Source organism: Methylobacterium sp. FF17 (genome assembly GCF_025813715.1).
Classification (GTDB): Bacteria; Pseudomonadota; Alphaproteobacteria; order Rhizobiales; family Beijerinckiaceae; genus Methylobacterium; species Methylobacterium flocculans.
In genome coordinates this window covers 2,058,250-2,083,002 of record NZ_CP107532.1, presented here as the reverse complement: position 1 = coordinate 2,083,002, position 24,753 = coordinate 2,058,250, and the positions used below count along the sequence as shown (strand labels likewise).

Annotated in this window: 9 protein-coding genes; 7 read left to right on the top strand and 2 right to left on the bottom strand. The window is 73.2% G+C overall.

All coding sequences use genetic code 11. The annotated features are described in order from the left end of the window. Positions 1-282, top strand: coding sequence for a DUF6894 family protein (locus tag OF380_RS09595; protein WP_264050535.1), 282 nt, complete (start codon positions 1-3; stop codon positions 280-282). 168 nt (positions 283-450) lie between these two features. Beyond that, on the top strand, positions 451-702 hold the full coding sequence (locus tag OF380_RS09590) for a hypothetical protein (RefSeq protein WP_264050534.1): 252 nt from the start codon (positions 451-453) through the stop codon (positions 700-702). A 109-nt stretch (positions 703-811) separates the two neighbouring features. On the opposite strand, the gene OF380_RS09585 is transcribed toward OF380_RS09590, so the two are convergent. Beyond that, positions 812-11,455 carry an Ig-like domain-containing protein gene (locus OF380_RS09585; protein WP_264050533.1) on the bottom strand — a complete coding sequence of 3,548 codons (10,644 nt, stop codon included), beginning with the start codon at positions 11,453-11,455 and terminating at the stop codon, positions 812-814. 441 nt (positions 11,456-11,896) lie between these two features. Here OF380_RS09585 and OF380_RS09580 point away from each other — a divergent pair, with 441 nt between their 5' ends. The 4 genes from OF380_RS09580 (at position 11,897) to OF380_RS09565 (ending at position 21,440) form a co-directional block, all read left to right on the top strand. Beyond that, positions 11,897-13,657: a type I secretion system permease/ATPase gene (locus OF380_RS09580; RefSeq protein ID WP_264050532.1), complete on the top strand. Its 1,761-nt coding sequence runs from the start codon at positions 11,897-11,899 to the stop codon at positions 13,655-13,657. Then, complete coding sequence (locus OF380_RS09575; RefSeq protein ID WP_264050531.1) at positions 13,654-14,991, top strand: HlyD family type I secretion periplasmic adaptor subunit; 1,338 nt, start codon at positions 13,654-13,656, stop codon at positions 14,989-14,991. The genes OF380_RS09580 and OF380_RS09575 overlap by 4 nt, the downstream gene beginning before the upstream one ends. Positions 14,992-15,078: 87 nt before the next feature. After that, a complete protein-coding gene (locus OF380_RS09570; protein WP_264050530.1) occupies positions 15,079-18,624 on the top strand; it encodes an AsmA family protein in 3,546 nt (1,181 codons plus the stop codon). A gap of 305 nt (positions 18,625-18,929) precedes the next feature. Next, entirely contained in the window at positions 18,930-21,440 is a 2,511-nt protein-coding gene (locus tag OF380_RS09565; protein ID WP_264050529.1) for a PAS domain-containing protein, read from the top strand. A 128-nt stretch (positions 21,441-21,568) separates the two neighbouring features. Here OF380_RS09565 and OF380_RS09560 read toward each other — a convergent pair whose 3' ends face one another. Next, entirely contained in the window at positions 21,569-23,722 is a 2,154-nt protein-coding gene (locus OF380_RS09560; protein ID WP_264050528.1) for a S9 family peptidase, read from the bottom strand. A gap of 518 nt (positions 23,723-24,240) precedes the next feature. Between OF380_RS09560 and OF380_RS09555 the strand changes: the two genes are divergently transcribed. Next, a complete protein-coding gene (locus OF380_RS09555) occupies positions 24,241-24,675 on the top strand; it encodes a MucR family transcriptional regulator (protein WP_264050527.1) in 435 nt (144 codons plus the stop codon). The last annotated feature ends 78 nt before the right edge of the window (positions 24,676-24,753 follow it).

Sequence of the window (24,753 nt, the reverse complement as noted above, 5' to 3'; positions counted from 1 at the left end):
ATGCCTCGCTACTTCTTCAACCTTCGCTACGGCCCCGGCGCCGGCAAGCTGGCGGTCGACCCCGAGGGAAACGACCTTCCCGACGCGCAGGCGGCGCATCGCCACGCGCTGCAGGAGGCGCGTGGCCTGATCGCCGGGCCACCCTCCTTCGTCGTCCGGGACTGGTTCGCCTGCGCGTTCGAGATCGAGGACGCACAGGCTCGGCGCGTCCGCACGGTGCCGTTCAGCGAACTCGTGCCGGACGCGGACGACGAGGCCCGGGACGGGGACGACCCGGTCTAGGAGCCGCGACGGGGCGGCCGGACGCGGCCAGGCCGAGAACCTCTTGCATCGAGAACCTGCCGCATCAAGCACCTGCCGCATCGCGCCCCTTCGGTCGGGGAACCCGCCTTCCCACCGGCGAGTCGTCTCACCAGATCAGGATCAGCCCCCTTCAGTCAGGACGACGCCATGCGTGCCTCCCACACCCTCCTCCTCGCCGGTCTCGCGCTCCTCGCGGCCGGTCCGGCCCTCGCCCAGTCCTCCCGCGCCCTCGACAGCCTGAACGCGACGAACGAACGCCTCTCCACCCGCAGCGAGATTCGCGGGATCGAGCAGCGCCAGCAATTCGACACCAACCAGAACCGGATGCAGATCCAGCGCAACGAGCTGTTCCGGCCCTCCCCCTCGCCCGGCGTGATCGTGGTGCCGGGCCGGCGCTGAGGCGGCGGGCGCGCCCCCTCCCCCGCGCAGGACGCGCGAAGACACGTTGAGGAAGAAACGTGGAGCCGGGGAGCCTCGGCCCCCGGCATCCGGACCCGTGCTTCGCGGATCAGGTCGGCAGACGGCCCTCCTGCAGACCGTATTCCAGGAAGTGCTGGAGCGGATCGATGCCGGCCGCCGCCACGTCCGTGTTGCGCGCGAGGTAGGCATTGGTGTCGAAGCCCGGTCCCGGGTTCCGTCCTTCGTGCCAGCCGAACTCCTGGTAGTGCAGGAGCGGGTTCAGGCCGGCGGCCGCCACGTCCGTGTTGACGGCGAGGTAGGCCGCCGGATCGAACAACGCGTTCGGTGCGCGCCCCTCCTTGGCCCCGTATTCGAGGTAGTGTCGGAAGGCGTACTCGCTGGCGACGATGCCGTTGGGTCCCACCTGCGCGGCCGCGGCGGCCACATCGCCATTGTGCTCGAGGTAGAAGCCTGAGTCGAAGCCCCCGAACAGGCCCGGCTTGCCCTCGCCCTCGATCACCGAACGCCCCTCGGCCAGCCCGAACTGCAGGTAATGGTCGAGGGCGTTCACGCCGGCGGCCTTCACGTCGCCGTTGAGGGCGAGGTAGGATTCCGGCGCGAAGTCGTGGCTCGGGCTGCGGCCCTCGCGTTCGCCGTACTGGACGTAGTGCTCCAGCGGGTTGATGTCGGCGGCGGCGACGTCGCGGTTCTCGGCGAGGTATTCCCGGGTCTGGAAGTAGGCATTCGGATCGCGCCCTTCGCGCCAGCCATAGACCTCGTAGTGCGTGTCCGCGTCGACGTGGGCCTGCCAGACGTCGAGGTTGTGCGAGAGGTACCAGACGTCGTCCACCAGGGCGTGGCCGTCGTTCTCCTGGATCGACCCGTCCGTGAAGTGCAGCGTGCCGATCCCGCTGACGTCGTGGAGCGTCCCGTCCGGCGCCGTCAGCACCAGGGCCTCCCCGACGAAGTCGACCCGGGCGTCCACGAAGGCGAAGCCGAAGCGCGCCTCCGCCGCGGGCCGGGTCCCCTGGAGGGACACCTCCAGGGCGCCGGTATCGGTGAGCCCGGCGCCGTCGGAGACCGTGTAGGTGAAGGCCTCGGAGATGGGGCCGCCGATGGTCAGGTTGTTCGAGCCGATGGCCTGGTAGGTGTAGCTCCCGTCCGCCGCGATGTGCAGCGTGGCGTGGTTGGAGACCACGGTCGCCGTGCCGCTGGCGGGAACCTCCACCGTCAGGCCGCCCGCGAAGCGGATCGCGGTCACGTGCAGCCCGTCGCCGGCATTGGGGTCGTGGTCGTTGGCGAGGACGTTGCCCGAGATGGCGGCCGCGTGGGTCACCGTCGCGGCCCGGTCGTCGACGGCGACCGGCGCCAGGTTGCCGTTTCCGCCGCCGGGCCCTCCGGTGCCTGGGTCTCCGGTGCCAGGTCCTCCCGTGCCCGGGTCTCCGGTGCCAGGGTCTCCGGTGCCGGGCCCCCCCGTATCCGCCGGGTCGATGGCGAGGGCGAATGGGCCCGAGGCCGCGCTGCGGTTTCCGGCGGCGTCGCCGGCGCTGGCGACGAAGGTGTAGCTGCCCTGCCCCAGGGTGGGCAGGTCGAGGCTCCAATGGCCGTCGGCTCCCGTGAGGGTGGTCGCCGTGCGCGGACCCTGCGGCGTGTCGTAGGCCACCGAGACGCTGCTCCCGGCCTCGGCGGTGCCGAGGAGGGTGGGCGTGGTGTCGGCGGTCGCGGCGTTGCCGGGGATTCCCGTATCCTCCGAGAAGCCCGTGATCACGGGCGTCGCCGGGGCCATGGTGTCGAGGGTGACCGGGGTGCCGTTGGCGCTGGCGGCGTTGCCGGCGGCGTCGGTCGCCAGGATCGTGCTCGTCACCGTGCCGTGCAGCCCGGTGAGGTCGACGGCGTAGCGGCCGTTCCCCGAGACCTGGGCGGTGACGCTGTGCGTCCCGTCCGAGAACGTCACGGCGGCGATCGCGCCCGGGTCGAGGCCGGCGACGCCGTAGACGGTGTCGAAGGCTTCGGCGGCGTTCACCACCCCGTCGCGGGTGGGCTCGACCGAGAGCGAGACCGGCGCGCCGGCATCCGCCACGGTGTCGACCACGACCCGGAAGGGCTGGCCGGCGGGCGTCGTGTTGCCCGCCGCGTCCCGGCCGGAGGCGACCACGTCGTAGGTCCCGTCGGTCAGGGTCGGCAGGGTGGCCGCCCAGGCGCCGGAGGCGTCCACCGGCGTCGTGACCACCTGGGGGCCGGCGGCGTCGGTATAGGTGACGGTCACCGTCGTGCCGGGCGTCCCCGTGCCCGCGACGACCGGCTGGGCGTCGCTGGTGACGCCGTCGCCGGGCGTCCCCGTATCGTTCTGGAGGCCGGTGACGGTGGGGGTGACCAACGGCGCCTGCGGCGGCGCGGACCCTGAGACGACGAAGCCGTTGCCGGTACCGGTCACGGCGTTGCCGGCCGCGTCGGTGACCACGAAGGTGGTGGAGACGTCGCCCGTCAGGCCGGAGAGGTCGGCCTGGTAGGTGCCGTCCTGGCCGGCCTCGACCCGGACCGAATGCGTCCCGTCGCTGAAGGTGACGGCGGCCGCCGACCCGGCGTCGAGGCCGGAGACGACGAACCCGGTCGCCGCCGCCTGGGCCGGCGTGAGGACGCCGGAGGGCGGCTCGTTCACCACGAGGCTGACGGCGGGGACCGCGTCCGCGACCGTGTCGATGGTCAGGCCGAAGGGGGCCGACATCCCCGTGGGCTGGCCGGCCGCGTCCGCGCCGGACGCCGTGAAGGCGTAGGTGCCGTCCGCCAGCGCCGGGATGGCGACGCTCCAGGACCCCGCCGCGTCGACCGGCGCGACCACCGTGAGCGGAGTCCCCGCCACCGCGTAGGAGACGGTGACGGTCCCGTTGGGCGAGGCCGTACCGCTGAGGGTGGGCGTCGCGTCGGAGGTGATGCCGTCGCCGGGCACGCCCGTGTCGTCGCCGAAGCCGGCGATGACGGGGGCGACCGGCTGCGGGCTGGCGCCGGTGGCGACCTCGCGCGGCGAGGACGTCAGGGTGGCGCGGTTGCCGGCGAGGTCGGCGATGTCCGAGCCCGGAGCCAGGTCCAGCGTGAGCGTGCCGGTTCCGGACACGTCCGACACCGTGACGCGGTAGCCGCCCGTCACCGCCGCGACCGCGCTGACCCGGCCCGTCGCGCCCTGCGAGGCGGTCAGGGCGAAGTCCTCGGCGCTCACGTCGGTCACCGCCTCGGGGAAGCTGACGAGGTAGGTGAAGGTGGTGGCGGACGGGCCGGAACCGTCCGGGGTGGCGGTGCCGGCGGGGGCGAGGGCGTCGATCACCGGACCGCTGCCCGCGAGCGTCACCCCGTTGCCGGCGGCGTCGGTGAGCACGAGGCGCGTGGTGACCGGGCCGTTCAGGCCGGAGAGGTCGGCCACGTAGGTGCCGTTGCCCGTGACCGCGACGCTCACGCTGGCACCGCCGGCGCTGAGGACGGCCGTGCCCGTGGTGCCGGGATCGAGCCCGGCCACGGTGAGTTCGGCCGTGGCCGCCTCCGCCGCGCTGAGGACGCCGTCCGGGGAGCCGCCGACCGCCAGGGTGGCGGTGGGCGCGGCATCCGCCGTGGTGTCGATGACGACCTGGAACGGCTGGCTCGCGGGCCCGGCATTGCCGGCCGCATCGATGGCCGTCGCCGTGAAGGCGTAGCGGCCGTCCGCCAGCGCCGGGACGGCGACGCTCCAGGCGCCGCCCGTCGCCACGGTGTCGATGGTGCGCGGTCCGCCCGCATCCGTGTACGAGACCCGGATCGTAGTGCCGTCCTCGGCCGTGCCGCTGAGGGTGGGCGCCGCGTCGGAGGTGATGCCGTCGCCGGGCACACCCGTGTCGTTGCCGAAGCCGGCGATGACGGGGGCGCCGGGCGCGGCGGTGTCGAGGGTCACGGTGTTGCCGGTGCGCACGACCTCGTTGCCGGCCGCGTCGCGGATCGTGATCTGCGCGGAGACCGCGTCGGAGAAGCCCGAGAGGTCGGCGCGGTAGGTGCCGTCCGCGCCGACCGTGTACGACACGACCTGGTCGGCGTCGCGGAAGGTCACGGTCGCGCTGGCGCCCGCGTCGAGCCCGCTCACCTGGTAGGCCACGGTTCCGGCCTCCGCCGCGTTGAGCAGGCCGTCGCCCGCCGGATCGACGGTGAGGGCGGCTGGCGTGCCGTCATCGGCCACGGTGTCGATGGTCAGGGAGAGGGGCGCCGAGACGCCCACCGGCGCCCCGCCCGCGTCGACCAGGCGGGCCTGGAAGGCGTAGGTCCCATCCGCGAGGTCCGGCAGGGTGACCGACCACGTGCCCGAGGGCGAGACCGGGGCGGAGCGCGTCTGCGCCCCGGCCGCGGTCACGTACTCGATGGTGACGGTGCCGTCCGGCTGCCCGATGCCCGTGAGGGTCGGGCTGCGGTCCGCCGTGACGGAATCGCCGCCGACGCCCGTATCGTCGCTGAAGCCGAGGATGACCGGCTGCACCGGCACCACCCCGGTCACGTCCCGGGTGGCGGGCGCCAGCGTCGCCAGGTTGCCCGCCGCGTCGGCGATGTCGGCGCCCGGGGCGAGGCCGAGGGTGAGGGTTCCGGAGCCCTGGATGCCCGCCACGGTGACGACGTAGCTGCCGCCCGATCCCGTCACGCCGGCGATCTCGCCGCTGACGCCCGGCGTCCCGGTGAGCGTGAAGTCGCTCGCACCCACGCCCTCGACCGGCTCGGAGAAGGACACCGCGTAGCTGAAGCTCGCCACGGCGTTGCCGCCCGACAGGTCGCCGACGGCGGTGCCGGTGGGGGCGACGGTGTCGACGCTCAGTCCCGCCGGCAGGGGGAGCGTCGGCGTCGAGACGTTGCCCGCCGCGTCGGTGATCCGGGCCGAGGCGGTGATCGGTCCCGTCAGGACGGAGAGGTCCGCCGTGTAGGTCCCGTTCGCCGCGACCGGCACCACGACGGTGCCGGTCGTGTCGGAGAAGGTGACCGTGCCCGAGGCGCCGGGGTCGATCCCCGACAGGGTGAAGCTGAACGCCGCCGCCTCCGGGGCGCTGAGCAGGGTGTCGTCGGAGGCGAGCTGCAGTCCCACGAGCGGGGCCTGGTCGGCGACCGTATCGATCGTCAGGACGAACGGGGCCGAGGGGTCGCTCGGCAGGCCGCTCGCGCCGGTGGCGGAGGCCGTGACCGTGTAGGTCGCGTCCGCCAGCGCCGGGGTGGCCACGCTCCAGGCGCCGTCGGCATCGGCGACCGTGCTCAGCGTCTGGGCACCGGAGGGACCGGTGAGGACGACCGCGATCTCGGCCCCGGCCTCGGCGGTCCCGGTCAGGACCGGGGTCGGCGCCGCGGTGATGCCGTCGGTGGCCGCCCCCGTGTCGGAGCCCGGGGCGAGCCCGCCCACGGACGGAACCGCGGTCGGGCCGGTGTCGACGCGGACCGCGTTCCCCGCGAAGGTGGCGACATTGCCGGCGGCGTCCGTGACGGCGACGGACGAGGTCACGATCCCGTCGAAGCCCGACAGGTCGATCAGGAAGCTGCCGTCCGCGCCGACCGTGGCCTCTCGGACGAGGCCTCCGCTCGTGAAGCGGACCAGCGCCGTGCTGTCGGCGTCGAGTCCGGAGAGGGTGTAGGCGACGGCCATGGCCTCGGCGGCATCGATCCGGGCGTCCGCCGTCGCATCCACGGCGAGCGCGACGGGCGCTCCGGCATCCGCGACCGAGTCGATGGTCACGGAGACGGCCGGCGAGACGCCGAGGATGGTGTTGGAGGCGTCGGTGAGCGTCGCCGAGAGGGCGTAGCGCCCGTCGACCAGCGTCGGGAGGGCGACGCTCCAGTTGCCGTCGATGTCGGCCCGGGTGACGAGCGTCCCGCCGGCGCCGCCGGCGGCCGCGTAGGTCAGCGTCACCGTGCCGTTCGCCTGCGCCGTCCCGCTCACGATCGGGTCGGCGTCGTTGGTGACGAAGTCCCCGGCCACGCCGGTGTCGTCGGTGATGGCGCGGATCACCGGGAGATCCTCGGTCGGGACGACCGACGGGATGTTCACGAGGTGGGCGTCGGCATTGGCCACGACCGCGACGTTGCCGGCGATGTCGGAGACGGTTGCGCCGGCCACCAGGCCGAGGGCGATCGAGCCGCTGCCGCTGAGATCCGACACGGTCACGACGTAGCCGTCGGCCGTGGCGGCGATGTCCGAGACGGTGCCTGCGGCCGTGCCCGTGCGGACCAGCTGGATGTCGTCGAGCCCGAAATTCGCCACGGCCTCGGGGAAGGTCACCGTGAAGGTGACGGAGGTCGCGCCCGGGACGGCGGCGGGGTCCGCCACGATGGTGGCGGCCGGGGCGACGGCGTCGATGGAGAGGTTCGGAAGCGGGAGGGAGGCCGCGTTGCCGGCGGGGTCGGTGACGCGGACGCTGACGGCGACCGAGGCGCCGAGGCCCGACAGGTCGGGGAAGGTGGCCGCCCCGTTGGCGAGCGGCACGTCGATGCTGCCGTTCGGGCCGGTGAAGGTGAGGATCGCGGTCGCGTCCGCATCGATGCCGGCGATCGTCCCCGTCAGCGCGGCGGCCTCGACGGCGTTCAGGGGGCGCCCGGCCGGGAGGTCGAGGGTCACCGCGATCGGGTCGGCGCCGTCCGCGGACAGGTCGATGGTGACGACGAGGGGCGGGGAGTCCGGGCTGACGTTGCCGGCCGCGTCCGTGGCGGTGGCCGTGAGCGTCAGTGGCCCCTCCTGCAGCGGCGTGGCGACGGGAAGGCGCCAGGCGCCGGTCGCGTCGACCTCCGCCGTGAGGGGCGTGCCCGCGACGACGACGGTCACGAGCGAGCCCGGCTCGCCTCTGCCGACGAGCAGCGGGGTGGCGTCGCCGCTGAGCGCCGACAGGGGCTGACCGGGCGCGGCGACCCCGAGGATCTCCGGCGCGACGGGGGGAAGGACGTCGAAGGTCGCGCCCGGGCCGACGAGGGGGATGGGGTCGAAGCCGTCCCGAACATAGCTCAGCGTCGAGGTGACGGGTCCGTCGAGGCCCGCGAGGTCGAAGGCCCCGCCCGCCGGGTCGAGCGACTGGGTGACGACGCCGCCGAAGGCGTCGGTGAAGGTGATCGTCAGGCTGTCGCCCGGCGGCAGGCCGGTCAGGACGTAGGGGATCGTGGTGGCCTCCGCCGCATTCACGAGGCCGTCGCCGAAATCGACCGCCAGGGTGAAGGGGATTCCGGGCGTGGTGTCCACGGTGACGACGCGCGGCGCGGTGGGCAGGCTGACGTTGCCGGCGGCATCGGTCGCGGTGGCGGTGAAGGCGTAGGCCCCGTCCGCCAGGACGGGGGCGGTGACGCTCCAGGCCCCGGAGCCGTCGGCCCGGGTGGTGAGGGTCAGCGGGGCGCCGCCGGCCTCGTAGGACACCGTGACGAAGGCGTTCGCCTCGGCCGTGCCGGCGAGGGTGGGGGTGTTGTCCCCGGTCGAGAAGCCGCCGGGCGCGCCGAGGTCGCTCAGGAGCCCGGTGATGGCGGGAGCCGGCGGGGCGACGCGGTCGATGGCCACGGGGGTCGAGGGCGTGAGGGTGGCGGGGTTGCCCGCCGCGTCGAGGATGTCGGCGGTCCCCGAGAGGGCGAGGCCGAGGGTGCCCTCCCCCGACAGGTTCCCGATGGTCACGGTGTAGCCGCCGTTGCCGTCGGCCACGACCTGCGTGACGGTGCCGAGGGCGCTGCCGGTGGCGGCGACGCGGAAGTCCCTCGGGTCGATGTCGAGGACGGCCTCGCCGAACGTCACGTCGAACGCGATCGTCCCGGGAAGCTGCGTCGGGGCGAGCAGCGCCGATCCGGCGGGCGCAAGGGTGTCGACGGTGATGGACGGCCCCGTCACCGTCGCGCCGTTGCCGGCCGTGTCGGTGATGCTGACGGAGGAGGTCACGCCGCCGCTGAGGCCGCCGAGGTCGACCGGGACGGTGCCGTTGGCGCCCACGGTCGCCCGGACGGTGGTCGTGCCGTCCGTGAAGGCGATGACGGCCGTGGTCCCGGCATCGAGGCCGGTCACCGTCAGGGGGACGGCCGCCGCGCCGGCGATGCCGACCGTGCCGGCGGTCCCCAGGCTGATCCCGAGCGGCGCACCGCCGTCGATCTGGGTGTCGACGAGGAGGTTGGCGACGGCGGGGGCGGCGACGTTGCCGGCCGCGTCGACGGCGGAGACCGAGACGATGTAGGCGCCGTCGGCGAGTGCGCCCGCGGCGAGCGGCAGGGCGAAGCGGCCGCCGGTCACGGTCGCCACCGGGGTGAGCACGGGGGTGCCGGCGGCATCGGTGACGGACACCGTCACGGTCGCGCCGTCGGGCAGGCCGAGGGCGCTGCCGGTGAGCGTCACGCCCGCCGAGAGTTCGGCGGCGGACAGGACGCCGTCACCTCCGAGCGGATCGAGGGCGAGGACCGGCGCGGTCCGGTCGAGGGTCAGGACCGGGCCGACGGCGACGGGCAGCGCCGCGCCCGTCACGGGATTGCCGGCGGCATCGGCGAGGCCGGTGGGCACGAAGGTCAGGCCGAGCGTGCCCTCGGCGCCGGGGGCGGCCACCGTCACGGTGTAGGCGCGCCCGCCGGCCAGGGGGGTGACGACCGGGACGAGGCCCGGGGCGGCGCTGCCGACGAGGCCGAAATTCGCGGCCGTCAGGCCGGTGACGGGTTCGGAGAACGTCACCGTGAAGTCCACGGCCGCGTCCTTGGTCACGGGTCCGTCGGCGGAGGTGACGCTCGCCAGGGCCGGGGCGACGAGGTCCACCGAGAAGGCCCGGGTCAGGGGGTCGGAGACCGCCCCGTCCGCGCGCTGGACCAGGAGGGCGATCTCGCCGGACGCCGCCGGGGCGGCGATGGCGGCCGTGAACGTGGTCTGTCCGTTGGCGGTGACGATGGCGGCGCCGGGCAGCGTCGTCGTGACCCCGCCGATGCGCACGGCGAGGGTCTCGTTGGTAGCCAGCGGTCCCGAGAGGGTTCCGGAGACCGTCACCGTCCCGCCCGCCGCCTCGGCGGCGTTGACGACGTTGTCGCCGGCGACGGTGAGCGCGGTGACGGTCTGGACCGGGGCCGGGGCCAGGATCTCGTAGACGCTGCCGAGGAGGCCGCCGACCGGGATGCCGGTGCCGACCTGGACGGTGCCGGTGGTGCCGGAGGCGAGGGCGAGATCCTGGCGCCCGTCGCCGTTCACGTCGAGGAGGGCAAGGGCGGTGAGCCCCTGCTGGGTCTCGAGCACGATCGGGGTCGAGAAGCCGCCCGCACCGTCGCCGCGCGCGACGCGCACGTTGCCGTCCACCCCGGCGTAGAGGATGTCCTGGCGACCGTCGCCGTCGACGTCGCCGATGCGGATGTCGGTGGGCGCGCTGCCCGCCTGCAGGGTCAGGGTGGTGGCGGCGCCTCCGGCGGTGGTGCCGCGGATCTCGAGCGTGCCGTTCGCGCCGCCCGAGACGATCTCGGAACGGCCGTCGCCGTTGACGTCACCGGCCGCGAGCGCCCCGGAACCGGCGGCGACGGTCAGCGTGGAGCGGGTGAAGGTGCCGCCGGTGGCGGCCTGGGTCAGGACGGACAGGGACGTGCCCCCGTCGGCGAGCGCGGCGAGATCGATGCGTCCGTCGCCGTTGAAGTCGCCGGAGACGAGGCTGTCGGGACGGACGCCCAGCGTCACGGCCGCGCCGGCGGCGAACGTGCCGGTGCCGTTGTTGGACAGCACCGTCGCGGTGTTCGCGCTCGTGTTCCCCGTCACGATGTCAAGGTCGCCGTCGCCGTCGACATCCGCCAGGACGGCGCGCTCGGCGCCCGCGGTGGCACGGTCGGTGAGCGTGAAGCTCCCGTCCGGGTTCTGGCGCAGGATCTCGACGCGCCCGGCGCCGGCCGTGACGATGTCCGCGAGGCCGTCGCCCGTGACGTCCCCGATGGCGATGGTGTTCTGGCCGGCGGCGACGGTCACCGTCTGGGTGGGACCGAACGATCCGGTCCCGGTGCCCTGCGTCACCACCACCGTGTTGTTGACGAGGAAGGCCGCGTCGCCGAGCCCGTCGGCGTTGAGGTCGGCCGTCGCGGTCTCGCGCGCCGGGCCGATGTTGACGGGGGCGAGGAGCGCGAAGTCGGCCCCGCGCAGGGCGTTGCCGGCCAGGTCCGTGACGCCGGACAGGTTGGACGGGTTGAGCGAGAGGCCGAGGGTCCCGTTGCGCTGGTCGGGGCTGATCCCGTCGAGGCCGAGGCCGATGCTCACGATGTAGCGGGTAGGGTCGCCGAGCACCGGAAGCAGGGTGACGAGGTGGATACCCGGAAGGGTGCCGGTGGCCTCGAACAGGTTGGCCGACACGCCCGTGACGGGCTCCGAGAAGGTGACCTCGTACCGAAGCACGCCGAGCAGGTCGAGCAGTCCGAGGGGATCTGGCAGGTCGAGCTGGTTGACGGAGACGATGGTGGGCCCGGTGTTGTCCACCCGCACGGTCAGCGGCGCGGAGATCGTGACGGTGGGCGGCCCGATGAGGTTCGGGCTGCTCTGCACGGCGCGGATGTTGTGGGTGCCCTCGGGCAGGGTGATGCGGGCGCTCGCCAGGAGCGAGTTCTGCACGGTGGCCAGGACCTCGCCCGGATCGATCGTCCCGTCGCCGTCGCGGTCGTTGAAGAGGGTGATGGGGCCGCCGAGGAGGTTGAGCCCGAGGATGCCCACGTCGACCACGTTGCGACGCGTCAGGCCGTCCAGGGGAACGCCGGTGTCGCTGGCAAGGGACAGGGAAAGGACGAGGGGAGCGGGAGAGCTGGCCATCCGTGATCACCTTGAGCTTGGGGCATGCGTCCCCGTCCGCTCGGACCGCGTCCGTGCGAAGGTCCCGCCAGGCCTGATGAAGGATCATGTTGCTGCGACCGGCCGCTGCGAGGGCGGCCGTACCCACACAACCTACTCAGAGGCGAACTTCACACAAGGCCCGTCGAGAATTCCCCAAAACGATGGTTTAGAGACCGTAAAATCGCCTCACATCACGCCTTCGTGAAAAGCTTGGCAGCACCACGGCTTTAACGCGCCGGCTACGCATTTTTACACGGAATTTACAAAATACCGGTCCGACAACTTACCAGATTTTAATTCCGCTGCGGCGGGAATGCTGGCTTACGGCCACGAGCCGCAGGTCCTGTCGTGCTGCGGGCGTTCACCTGCGAAGCCGATATCGCCTGATGGTTGAGGTATTTCTCGTTTCGGAGTTGCGTCATGGGGCAGGAAAGCGGCCGTGCCGAGTTGAAGGCGGCCCTGGCGAGGTGTCGACGGGCGTTCCTGGGGGTCGCCGTGATGAGCGGGCTCGTGAACGTTCTCTATCTCACGGGGTCGTTCTTCATGCTCGAAGTCTACGACCGGGTCATTCCCGCCCGCTCGATCCCCACGCTGGTCGGGCTCGGCGCCCTGGCGCTGACCCTCTTCCTGTTCCAGGGCGCCATCGAGGCCATCCGCTCCCGCGTCCTCGCCCGGGTGGGATGCGCCCTCGACGAGCGGATCTCGGCGCGCGTCTTCGACGTGGTGGTGCGCGCGCCCCTCAAGGGCGGGGCCGCCGGGGACGGCCTCCTGCCCCTGCGGGACCTCGACCAGGTCCGAGGGTTCCTGTCGGGCCTCGGCCCGACCGCCCTCTTCGACCTGCCCTGGATGCCGATCTATCTGGGGATCTGCTTCCTGTTCCATCCCCTGATCGGCCTCGCCGCCCTGGTGGGAGCCGTGGTCCTCGCGGCGATGACCCTCGCGACCGACCTCCTCACCCGCGGCCCGCAGCGCGAGGCCACGGCGCAGGGCGCCTGGCGCAACGAGGTCGCGGAATCCGGGCGTCGCAACGCCGAGGTCCTGGCCGCCATGGGCATGCAGGAGCGGCTCGCCCGCAAGTGGGACGAGGCCAACCGCGCCTACATGCGCGAGCAACGCCGGATCTCCGACGTCGCCGGCGGGTTCGGGACCGTCTCGAAGGTGTTCCGCATGATCCTGCAATCGGGGGTGCTCGCCCTCGGCGCCTGGCTCGTGATCAACGGACAGGCGACGGGCGGGATCATCATCGCGTCCTCGATCCTGGTGTCCCGGGCCCTCGCCCCGGCGGAGATCGCCATCGCGCACTGGAAGGGGTTCGTGGCCGCGCGCCAGGGGTGGAGCCGGCTCGGCGAGCTCCTGCGCCGGCTTCCCGCCGAGGGCGCCCCGCTGACCCTGCCCGACCCAAAAACCAGCCTGACCGTGGAGCAGGTCGCGATCGTTCCGCCCGGCTCCCAGCGCCTGGTGGTCTCGGACGTCACCCTCGGGCTCAAGGCCGGCCAGGGCCTCGGCATCATCGGTCCGAGCGCCTCCGGCAAGTCCACCCTGGTGCGCGCGCTCGTCGGGGTCTGGACACCGGCGCGGGGCTGCGTGCGGATCGACGGCGCGACCCTGGACCAGTGGTCGCCCGCGACGCTGGGCCGCCACATCGGCTACCTGCCCCAGGAAGCGGAGCTGTTCGCCGGGACCATCGCCGAGAACATCGCCCGGCTCGATGCGGCCCCCGACCCCGTCTCCGTGGTGGCGGCCGCCCGGGCCGCGGGCGTGAACGACCTCATCCTGCGCCTGCCCGAAGGCTACGAGACCCGCATCGGGGCGGGCGGGGCCGGGCTCTCGGCGGGCCAGCGCCAGCGCATCGGCCTCGCCCGCGCGCTCTACGGGAACCCGTTCCTCGTGGTGCTCGACGAGCCCAACGCCAACCTCGACGAGGCGGGCGAGCAGGCGCTCACGCAGGCCATGCTGGGCGTGCGCGCCCGCGGCGGGATCGTCGTCGTCGTCGCCCATCGCCCGAGCGCCCTGGCGGCGGTCGACCTCGTCCTGGTCATGGCCGAGGGCCGGGCCGAAGCCTTCGGCCCCAAGAAGGACGTGCTCGGCCGGGCCACCCGCCAGAAGGCCGTCCCGACCCTCGCCGAGCCGCGATTGCGCGCGACCATCAAGCCCGCCGCCAACCTGAAGGCCACCGCATGACGCCCGCCCTCGCCGCCTCGATCCGGACGGCCTCGCGGCCCGTGGAGTCCGACCGCTCCATCGGCGCCCACCTCCTGACGGTCTCCCTCCTCATCGGGACCCTGACCTTCGGGGTCGGCGGGTGGGCCACCGTCACCCAGATCCACGGGGCCGTGGTGGCCCCGGGGCAGCTCGTCGTGGAAAGCGACGTCAAGAAGGTCCAGCACCCGACCGGGGGGGTCGTCGGCGAGATCAGGGTGCGCGACGGCCAGCGCGTGAAGGCGGGGGACGTGGTGATCCGCCTCGACGAGACGCAGGCGCGGGCCAACCTCGACATCGTCCTGAAGGCCATGGACGAACTGTCCGCCCGGCGTGGGCGCAACGAGGCCGAGCGCGACGGGGCCCGCAGCGTCACCTTCGCGCCCGACCTCCTCGCGCGCCGGGACGACCCCGCCGTGGCGCACCTGATCGACGGCGAGCGGGGCCTGTTCGAAACGCGGGTGGCGGGGCGCGAAGGCCAGAAGTCCCAGCTGCGCGAGCGGGTGCTCCAGCTTCGGCAGGAGATCTCGGGCCTGTCCGAGCAGGCCGGCGCCAAGGCGCGGGAGATCGCCCTCATCAAGGACGAACTCACGGGCGTGCGCGACCTCTGGTCCAAGAACCTCGTCCCCTTCTCGCGGGTGACCGCGCTGGAACGCGACGCCGCCCGCCTTCAGGGCGAGAAGGGGCAGCTCACCGCCTCCCAGGCCCAGGTCCGGGGGAAGATCACCGAGACCGAGCTCCAGATCCTGCAGGTCGACCAGGACATGCGCAGCGAGGTCAGCAAGGACCTGGCCGAGATCCGGGGGCGCTGGTCGGAACTCGGCGAGAAGAAGGTCTCCGCCATCGACCAGCTGATGCGGACCGACCTCAAGGCGCCCCAGGACGGCATCGTGCACCAGATGTCCGTCCACACCGTCGGGGGCCTCGTCGTTCCGAGCGAGCCCGCCATGCTCATCGTCCCGGACGGCGACACCCTCGCGGTCGAGGTCCGGATCCCGCCCCAGGAGGTCGACAACGTCCACCTCGAACAGAACGCCGTCCTCCGGTTTCCCGCCTTCAACCAGCGCGTGACCCCGGAGATCGACGGGCAGGTGACCCGGATCTCGGCCGACGTGAGCCAGGACGCCAAGACGGGCCTGAGCTACTACACCCTGCGCATCCGGGTCCCGGACGACGAACGGTCCCGTCTCGGCAAGGTCCGCCTCGTGCCGGGGATGCCGGTGGAGGCCTATATCCAGACCGGGGAGCGGTCGGTGCTGTCCTACCTGGTCAAGCCGCTCTCGGATCAGGTCGCGAAGGCGTGGCGCGAACGCTGAATCCGGGCGGATCCCGGGCCGGACGCGCATTCGCCGGTCTTGTGCTATGCCGCGTCAGGTTCGAGTGACGAGGCGGAACGAAAAGCGGTGCGTGACCTCCTGACCGTGCTGGCGGGCGCCGTCGTCCTTCTGCTCGTCGCGGCCCTGGCCGTTCCGCCCTTCGTGGGCTGGGACGCCTATCGCGGCGTCATCGACGGGACCATCGCCCGCTCCCTCGGGGTGGAGGCGCGCAGCGAGGGGCGCATCGGCCTGCGCCTGCTGCCCTCCCCGCGCCTGAAGTTCGATCGCCTGCGGCTCGGCGCCGGATCCGCCGACCGGCCCAACCTCGACCTGCAGGGGGTGAAGGCCGAGATCGCCCTGGCGCCGCTCCTGAAGGGCGAGATCCGCTTCACCGAGACCCGGATCGGCCGGGCCGAGGTCAAGCTGCCCGTCACCGAGGGCGACGGGATGATGCTGCCCCCGGGCGGGCTCGCCGAGGCCGCCGGGCGCGAGCTCGCCATCGAGGACCTGGCGATCCGCCAGTTCGTGCTCACCACCCAGGTGGCCGCCACGGGACGCACCGAGCAGTTCTACGCCGAGGCGCTCCAGGTCTCCGCCCCCGCCCTCGTCGGGCCGTGGCGGGCGGAAGGGATGAGCCGGGGCGTGCCCTTCCGCGTCTCCACCGGCGAGGTGGCGGCGGACGGGGTCACGGTGAAGATCGCCGGCGGCGGCGACACCCAGCCCCGCTTCGAGGCGGAGGCGCGCATCACCCTGACGGGCCCGAGGAATGCGGGTGCGCGGGGCACCCCGCGCCCGGTGGTGGCCGAGGCGGAGGGCAGCGCCCGGATCGTCGTCGGACCGCCCGTCCAGGCGGCGGGCGCCTACCTGCCGTTCACGCTCGCGGGCAAGTTCAGCGGGCGCGGGCTCACCGCGAGCTTCCGCGACGTCGCCCTGGAGCTCGACCCGGGCGGTCAGCCCCTGCGCCTCGGCGGCAGCGGCCGCCTGGACCTGCGGCACTGGCGCGGCGCCCTCTCGCTCGCCGCCCGGCGCCTCGACCTCGACGCCTTCCTGACCTCGGCGGCGGGCCAGGCGCTGATCGCGCGCGGCCTGCCGGAGGCCAACCGCCGGGGCACGGGGCTGCCGATCCTGCTCGACCTCGACCTCGCGGTGGAGAGCCTGGTGCTCGGCCTCGACGAATGGTCGGGCCTAACCCTGGGCGGCACCCTCGAGCGCAGCGGCGGCCTCGTGCTGCGCCGCCTCGACGTGACCGCGCCCGGCGCGACGGTGCTCGCGGCCAGCGGCGAACTCGAGACCGGGACGGCCCTGCGCTTCACCGGGCACCTCGCCCTCGACACGCCCGCCTCGGACGGGTTCGGGCGCTACCTGCGCCGGCTCGGGCTCGAAGGCCCCGCCGTCGGCGTGATGGACGGGCGTCCGGTGCAGCTCGGCACGGACCTCTCGGTGGCCCCGGACTCGGTGTCCCTGCGCAACCTGCGCCTGGCCCTCGGCGAGGCGCGCATCACCGGCAACGCCCGCTACACGGCGGGGGAGGTCGGGAGCCGGGGCCGCTTCGACGCGCAGCTCGCCGGCCAGGCCATCGACATCGCCGCCCTGCCGCCGCTGGGGGGCGCCCTGTCCGCGCTGAGGGGGCACGACCTCGGCCTCACCCTGCAGGCCCGCGACGTGCGCTACGGTCCCGCCGGGGCGCGGTCGGGCCCCGGCACCATCGCGGCGAGCATCCAGGCGGACGGGGCGGGCCTCAGCGTCGACAGCCTCGACGTCACCGACCTCGCCGGCGCCAATGCCCGCCTCTCGGGCCGGATCGCCCCCGACGGCACGGGGCGGATCGCGGGGCGCGTCTCGGCGGCGGTGGCCGCCCCCCTGTTCGCGCTCCTCGACCGGGTCTGGGTCGCGGAGACCCGGCACGTCCCGGCCTTCCTGCGGGCGGGCGCCCTCGACCTCGCGGTCAGCCTGGAGCGGGAGGCCGGCGCCGCCGACACCCTGCGGGTGGCCGCCCGGGGCGACGCCGCCGGGGGCACCCTCGACCTCGACCTCCTGAGCCGGGCCGGACGGATCGAGAGCCTCGACCTCACGGTCGCGGCGGCGAACGCCGCCCCCTGGTTCGGGCGCGACGACGTCCCCGCCCTGCGCCGCCCCGGCCGCCTGCGCCTCTCCGGGACGCAAGGCCCGGCCACGGCCGGCGCGGCGCCCGAAGGGCTCGCCCTGCGCCTGAGCGGATCGGTCGCCGGCCTGACCCTGGCGACGGCCGAGCCCCTCCGGTTCGAGGCCGGCGCGGAGCTTCCGCGCTCCGGCGAGGTGCAGCTCGCGACCCCGGATCTCGCGCCCTTCCTCGCCCTCGCGGGCGCGGCCGGGCCACTGCCGGCCCTGGGGGCGGCGGAGGTGACCCTGAGCCTGTCCCGCGCGGGCGACGCGGCGCGGGCCGGGCTCGTCGGCCGGGTCGGCGGCCAGCCGGTCTCGGGCGACCTGACCCGCGCGCCGGACGGCGCGATCGGCGGCGACCTCGCCCTGGCGCGCCTCTCCCTGCCGGACCTCGCCGCCGCCACGATCCTGCCGGTGGAGGCCCCGCGCGGGGCGGGGCAGGACCCGGCGAGCGCCCGCTTCGCCAACGTGCGGGCCGGCTGGCCCCCGGTCTCCCTGAACCTGCGCGTCGACGCCCTCGACCTCGGGCGCGGCCTCGTCGCCACCGGGGCCGCGCTGAACGCGAGCCTGGAGGGCGACGGCTTGAGCCTGCGCGACCTCTCGGGGGCGCTCGCGGGCGGGCGGATCGCCGGCGGCCTCACCCTCAGCCGCCAGGGCGGCGCGGCGTCGGTCTCCGGCGAGGGCACGATCACGGATGCGGCGATCGCCGGACTCGCCGGCGGCGGTCCCGTGGCGGGCCGGGTGACGGCGCAGCTGCGCTTCGGCGCCTCGGCCACGAGCCCGACCGGGCTCGCCAACAATCTCGGCGGCAGCGGCACGCTGGCGCTCGCCGGCCTCGGCCTGCCCGGGGCCGATGCGGGCGGGCTCGCCCGCGCCCTGACCCGGGCGCTCGCCGAGGACGACCCCCTGCGGGAGGGACGCCTGCAGGCCCTGGTGGCCGAGGAACTCGGGGCCGGTCCGCTCGACGCGCCGGCGCCGGTCTCGACGCCCGTCAGCCTCGTCGGCGGCACCCTGCGGACCGGACCCCTCGCCCTCGACCTCGGCGCGGCGCGCTGGGCCGGCACCCTGGCCCTCGACCTGCGGGACGCCCGCCTCGACGCCCGCGGCACCCTCACGGCGGGCGCGAACCCGAAGGGCTGGACGGGCGCGCGCCCCGCGATCCAGCTCGGGTTCGCCGGCCCCCTGCGGGCGCCCGAGCGCAGCCTCGATGCCGGCCCGGCGACGAACGGCCTCGCCGCCCTGGTGCTCCAGCGCGAACTCGAGACGATCGAACTGTTCGAGGCGGACCAGACCGAGCGCCTGCGCCGCCGCGCCCGCATCGAGATGGACAAGGCCCGCACCGCCGCGCTGAAGGCGGCAGCGGAGAAGGCGGCAGCCGACAAGGCCGCGGCGGACAAGCTCGCCACCGAGCGGGCGGCCGAGGACGCCGCCCGGCGCCAGCGCCCGGACGCGCAGCCCTCGGCGAACGAGGCCGCGCCGGTGCCGCAGCCCTGAGGATGGGCGGCGGCCGGTCGGCGCACGGATGGGCCCCGCGATGCGCAAAACGGCGTGGCCGCGCGGCGGATGCTAACGTTTGACAGCCTCGGCGGGCCATGACACGGTCAAGCTATGTCCAGTAAGCCGCCGCGCATCATCGCTCTCACCTGGGCGTTGGAGCGCGCGATCCAAGGTCAGCTCGCCGGTGGACATGACCGGAACCCCAGCGAAGTCTTTCGAGCCGGGCCGCGCCCGATGACCGCGCGCGACCGCACGGCACCGTGCTTCCGCGCACGCGCCCACGAAGAACCGGCGGACAGGCCATGAGCGGCTCCGCGCCCGATACCCGAGCGGATCTGCAGCCCGATCTGCAGGCCGACCTCCTTGCGGTCGAGGGCATCGCCGCCGTCCCGACCATCCTCGACGTGGTCTGCCAGACCACCGGAATGCGCTTTGCCGCCGTCGCCCGGGTCACGGGCGACCGCTGGATCGCCTGCAGCGTCAAGGACGAACTCGGGTTCGGCCTGCGGCCGGGCAGCGAGCTTCAGGTCGCCACCACCATCTGCGACGAGATCCGGGAGAGCGGGACGGCGGTGGTCATCGACCACGTGGCCGTGCACCCCACGTATTGCCGGCATCCGACGCCGGAACGCTACGGCTTCCAGAGCTACGTCTCGATGCCGATCCGGCTGCCGGACGGCGGCTTCTTCGGCACGCTCTGCGCCCTCGACCCCCGGCCGGCCCGGGTCGACACGCCCGCGGTCGTGGGCATGTTCAAGATGTTCGCCGACCTCATCGGCTTCCACCTCGACGCCCATCGACGCCTCGCGGAGGGCGAGGCCGTCCGGCGCAGCGAGAACTTCGTCAACGGCATCCTGGCCGCGAGCCCGGATTGCGTGAAGGTTTTGTCCGCCGAGGGCACGCTGGAGTTCATCAGCGCGCGCGGCGTCGCGTTGAACCAGCTCGATTCCGCGCAGGATGTCCTCGGCCGGGACTATGCCGCCCTGTGGCCGGAGGACGAGCGCGACAAGCTTCGCGCCGCGATCCGCGCCGCGGCCGCCGGTGAGACCGCCCGCATGGTGGGCTTCTCGCCGACGGCCAAGGGCGAGCCGCGCTGGTGGGAGGTGATCTTCGCGCCGTTCCGCCAGGAGGGACGCGCGCCGAAGCTCGTCGGGATCTCGCGGGACATCACCGAGCGCTACGAGGCCGAGGCCGCCCGGCTCGCCGCCTCGGCGACCCTCCGGGCGCTGAACGACAGCCTGGAACAGCAGGTCGCCGAGCGGACCGCCGAACTCCGGCTCTCGCGCGACATCCTGCAGTCGAGCACGACCCCGATCTGTGCCTTCGACACCGAATACCGCCTCATCGCCTTCAACCGGGCGCACAGCGACGAATTCCACCGGATCTTCGGCCACCGGGTACGCCTCGGCGAGGTCTTCCCCGACCTGTTCCCGCTGGATCAGGCCCCCGTCATGCGGAGCTTCATGACGCGCGCGCTCCGGGGCGAGGTCTTCACGGTGACCGAGGCGTTCGGGGACCCGGACCTCGCCAAGCCGTCCTGGGAGGTGTCGTACTCGTCCCTGCGCGACGAGGGCGGCCGGATCATCGGCGCCTTCCACTACGCCAAGGACATCTCGGAGCGGCTGCGCGCGGAGGCCGAACTCGCCCGCACGCAGGACGCCCTGCGCCAGAGCCAGAAGATGGAGGCCGTGGGGCAGTTGACCGGCGGCGTCGCCCACGACTTCAACAACCTGCTGACCATCATCCGCTCCTCGGTCGATTTCCTGCGACGGCCCGAACTGCCTGAGGCGCGCAAGCGGCGCTACCTCGACGCCGTCTCCGACACGGTCGACCGCGCCGCCAAGCTCACGGGCCAGTTGCTGGCCTTCGCGCGCCGTTCGGCCCTCAAGCCCGAGGTGTTCGAGGTGGGCGAGCGCCTGCGCGCCGTCTCCGAAATGCTCGACACCGTGACCGGCGCCCGCATCCACGTGGCCATCGAGACCCTGGACGAGCCCTGCTTCGTGAAGGCGGACCTCAGCCAGTTCGAGACGGCCCTGATCAACCTCGCGGTCAACGCCCGCGACGCGATGGAGGGCGAGGGAACCCTGAGCCTGCGCCTCGACCGGACGGAGCGGCTTCCCTCCATCCGGGGGCATGCGGAAGCCCGCGGGGCGTTCGCGGCGATCTCCCTCGGCGACACCGGCTCGGGCATCAAGGCCGAACGGCTGGATCGCATCTTCGAGCCGTTCTTCACCACCAAGGAGGTCGGCAAGGGCACCGGCCTCGGCCTCAGCCAGGTCTTCGGCTTCGCCAAGCAGTCGGGCGGCGACGTGGACGTGCGCACGCAGCTCGGGTCCGGCACCACCTTCACGCTCTACCTGCCCGAGGTCCCCGCCCTGCCATACGCGCCGGAGCAGGAGGCGCTCCCCGTCGAGGCCGTGTCTCCGATGGGCATCGGACAGAGCGTGCTCGTGGTCGAGGACAACGTGGAGGTCGGCCGGTTCGCCACGCAGATCCTGGAGGATCTCGGCTACAGGACGACCTGGGCGGTCAATGCCGAGGAGGCGCTGGACCGGCTCGGTGCCGATGGCGGCGGCTACGACGCCGTGTTCTCGGACGTCGTCATGCCGGGGATGGGCGGCATCGCGCTCGCCCAGCACCTGCGCCGACGCTTTCCGAGCCTGCCGATCCTCCTCGCCTCCGGGTACAGCCACGTCCTGGCGCAGGACGGCGCGGAGGGTTTCGAGCTCATCCACAAGCCGTATTCGGCCGAGCAGCTCGGGCGCATCCTGCGGCAACTGACGGCCCGGCGCATGGACAGCCTCGTCGGCTGACCGGACCGGGCCTCGGGATGCTTCGGTCGCGAGAGGTCGGGAACGCGGTCCGCCGGGCCTCACCGGCCCGGACCGTCGGGCGGGGTCGGCGAGGTCCGGCATCACCGGCGGGAAATCCCGCCGGCCCCTCAGGCCTTGCCCACCGCCAGCAGGGCGAAGGCCTGGATCAGGCCGACCTCCTCGAGGCGGTCGAAGCGGCCGGCGGCGCCGCCATGGCCGGCCTCCATGTTGATGCGCAGCAGGATCGGACCGCCCCCCGTCCGGGTGGCGCGCAGGCGCGCGACCCACTTCGCCGGCTCCCAGTAGGTCACGCGCGGATCGGTGAGGCCGCCGAGCGCCAGGATCGCCGGATAGGCCTGCGGCCGGACGTTGTCGTAGGGCGAATAGGCCCGGATGGTCTCGAAGGCGGCCAGGCTCTCGCGCGGGTTGCCCCATTCGGGCCATTCCGGCGGGGTCAGCGGCAGGTCGCCGTCGAGCATGGTGTTGAGCACGTCGACGAAGGGCACGTCGGCGACGATGCCGGCGAAGAGCTCCGGCGCGAGGTTGGCCACCGCCCCCATCAGCATGCCGCCGGCCGAGCCGCCATGGGCGACGATGCGGCCTTCGGCGGTGTAGCCGGCCTCGATCAGGGCCCGGCCGCAGGCGACGAAATCCGTGAAGGTGTTGGGTTTGCGCTCGCGCTTGCCGTCGAGGTACCAGCGCCAGCCCTTCTCGGTGCCGCCGCGCACGTGGGCGATGGCGTAGACGAAGCCGCGATCCACCAGCGAGAGAAGGTTGGTGCGGAACGCCGCCGGCATCAGCGTGCCGTAGGAGCCGTAGCCGTAGAGCAGGAGCGGCGCCGACCCGTCGAGCGGGCAGTCGCGCCGGTGCAGCAGGGAGATCGGCACGGTCTCGCCGTCCGGGGCCGTGGCGAACAGGCGCCGGGTGACGTAGTCCGCCGGGGCGTGGCCGCTCGGCACCGTCTGGCGCTTGCGCAGCTGCCGGGCCCGGGTCACGCAATCGTAGTCGTAGGTCTCGGCGGGCGTCGTCATGGACGAGTAGGTGAAGCGGATCACCGCCGTCTCGAACTCGTGGCCGGGCTGGAGGCCGAGCGCGTACGCCTCCTCCGCGAAGGCCACCACGTGCTCGCTGCCCTGCGTGTCCCGCACCACGATGCGGGGGCGCGCGTTCTCGATCTCCAGGCGCACCAGGTGGTCGGCGATGACGTGCTGGTGGCGGATCATCACGCCGGGGCGGTGGGCGATGACGTCGGTCCAGGTGGCGCGGCCCGGCGATTCCACCCGCGTGGTGACGATCTTGAAGTCTTCCGCCCCGTCCGCGTTGGTGAGGATGAAGAGGTGGTTGGCCCAGTTCTCCACCGAATAGATCAGCAGCGGCTCGCGCGGCTGCACGACCGTCAGGGGCGCGTCCGGCACCCGGCGGTCGAGGAGGTGGACCTCGGAGGTCTCGTGGTCGGAGGCGGTGACCGCGAGGTAGTCGCCCGACTGCGTCTCCTCGATATGCACGAAGAAGCCGGAATCGGCCTCCTCGTAGACCAGGGTGTCGTCGGCCTGCGCGCTGCCGAGGCGGTGGCGCATGACGCGGGCCGGGCGATGGTTGTCGTCCACCGCCACGTAGAAGAAGGCCTGTCCGTCGGTGGTCCAGACCACCTCGCCCGTCGTGGCCTCGATGCGGTCCTCGGCGTCGCGGCCGGTCTCGAGGTCGCGCACCCGGATGGTGTGGAGTTCCGAGCCCTTGGTGTCGGCGCTCCAGGCGAGACGCCCGTGGTCGTCGGAATGCACCGCCGCCGCGAGTTCGAAGAAGGCGAGCCCGTCGCCCTCGTGGTCGCCGTCGAGGAGGATGACCTCGCCCTCCTCCGGCCCGCCCTCGGCGGCGGTCTCCGCCCCCTGGCCGGGCAGGACCACGACCGTGCGCGGGCGCCGGCAGACCAGCGGGTGCTGGCCGCCCTCGCGGTGGCGGGTGTAATAGGCGAAGGGGCCGTCCGGCTCGGGGACGCTGCTGTCGTCCTCCCGGATGCGCGCCCGCATCTCGGCGACCAGCGCCTGGCGCAGGGACTCCGTCCCGGCGAGCGCGGTCTGCGAATAGGCGTTCTCCGCCGCGAGATGCGCCCGGATGTCCGCCGGCAGGGCCGCCGGATCCTTGAGCACGTCCCGCCAGTTCTCCGCCTTCAACCAGGCATAGTCGTCGGAGAGTTCGTGCCCGTGGACGACCTCCCGATGCGGCCGCACCTCGGCAACCGGCGCCGTCGCGGGGACTGTGAACGAGGTCGGGTGGGACGCCATGGTGTAAGATCCTGATAACGATGCGAGACGATCGATGCGTCGCGCGATGATGTCGTCGCAATGGTGCCTTGCTGCGGTCCTTACCTCAACCGAGGCGCCGCTCGCGGGCGTTCCCGATCCTGACGGGAGAACCCGGTCGACCGGGCCATCGCGCCCCGGGGCTGCTGTGCCGCGTGCTCCGCCGGCAGGCAAGCACCGCCGCGCGCGGAACCTGCGTCGTTGCGTCCGGCGGTCCGTGCCGGCCGGGGGAGCGGCGCATGCGGCGCGGAAACGTCTTGAAATATTGTTCTTAGCAGTTGTTCAAGTTACCTGAAGGTGCAGAGGAGCGACTTGCGACCTCATCAGGAATATCATACTTAGATATCGGGGCGGGCGAAGTCGCTGCGTACCGTACTGCGCATGCGTGTGGTGGTGTTCATCTCGGAGCTGTTCCAGGAACAGAGCGTCGGCCGAAACGGAACCGGCCAAGCTGCTTGGGCACCCGTGCGCGCATCGCTTTAAGGAGAGTTCCTTCGATTATGAACGACATCGAACAATCTGCGGACTATGTCGAACTGACGGTCGATATCGTGTCGGCCTATGTGAGCAACAATCCGGTTCCGCCCGGCGAGTTGGCCCAGCTGATCACGCGGATCCACGGCGCCCTGACCCAGGTCGCCAGCGGGCAGGTCGAGACCAAGACCGCGAACACCCCTCCGCAGCCGGCGATCGCTGTGAAGAAGTCCATCACGGCCGATCACCTCGTCTGCCTCGAAGATGGCCGCACCTTCAAGTCGCTCAAGCGCCACCTGCGCGCGAAGTACGACATGAGCCCTGAGCAGTATCGTGCCAAGTGGGGCCTGCCGCCCGACTATCCGATGGTGGCCCCGAACTACGCCAAGGCCCGCTCCGACCTCGCCAAGGCGATCGGTCTCGGCCAGACCCGTAACGGAAACTACGACGAAGCGGCCTGACCCAGCCCTTTCGCCCGCGCACCACTTCTTGGGAACGCCGGACCCGTCTCCGAACGCCTTGGCGTCGGGTACGGCTCT

Bases quoted from the DNA above. Each gene is read 5' to 3' on its own strand.
- OF380_RS09595 (WP_264050535.1), top strand. From the start codon at position 1: ATGCCTCGCTACTTCTTCAACCTTCGCTACGGCCCCGGCGCCGGCAAG.
- OF380_RS09575 (WP_264050531.1), top strand. From the start codon at position 13,654: ATGACGCCCGCCCTCGCCGCCTCGATCCGGACGGCCTCGCGGCCCGTG.
- OF380_RS09560 (WP_264050528.1), bottom strand. From the start codon at position 23,722: ATGGCGTCCCACCCGACCTCGTTCACAGTCCCCGCGACGGCGCCGGTT.
- OF380_RS09590 (WP_264050534.1), top strand. From the start codon at position 451: ATGCGTGCCTCCCACACCCTCCTCCTCGCCGGTCTCGCGCTCCTCGCG.
- OF380_RS09580 (WP_264050532.1), top strand. From the start codon at position 11,897: ATGGGGCAGGAAAGCGGCCGTGCCGAGTTGAAGGCGGCCCTGGCGAGG.
- OF380_RS09565 (WP_264050529.1), top strand. From the start codon at position 18,930: ATGAGCGGCTCCGCGCCCGATACCCGAGCGGATCTGCAGCCCGATCTG.
- OF380_RS09585 (WP_264050533.1), bottom strand. From the start codon at position 11,455: ATGGCCAGCTCTCCCGCTCCCCTCGTCCTTTCCCTGTCCCTTGCCAGC.
- OF380_RS09555 (WP_264050527.1), top strand. From the start codon at position 24,241: ATGAACGACATCGAACAATCTGCGGACTATGTCGAACTGACGGTCGAT.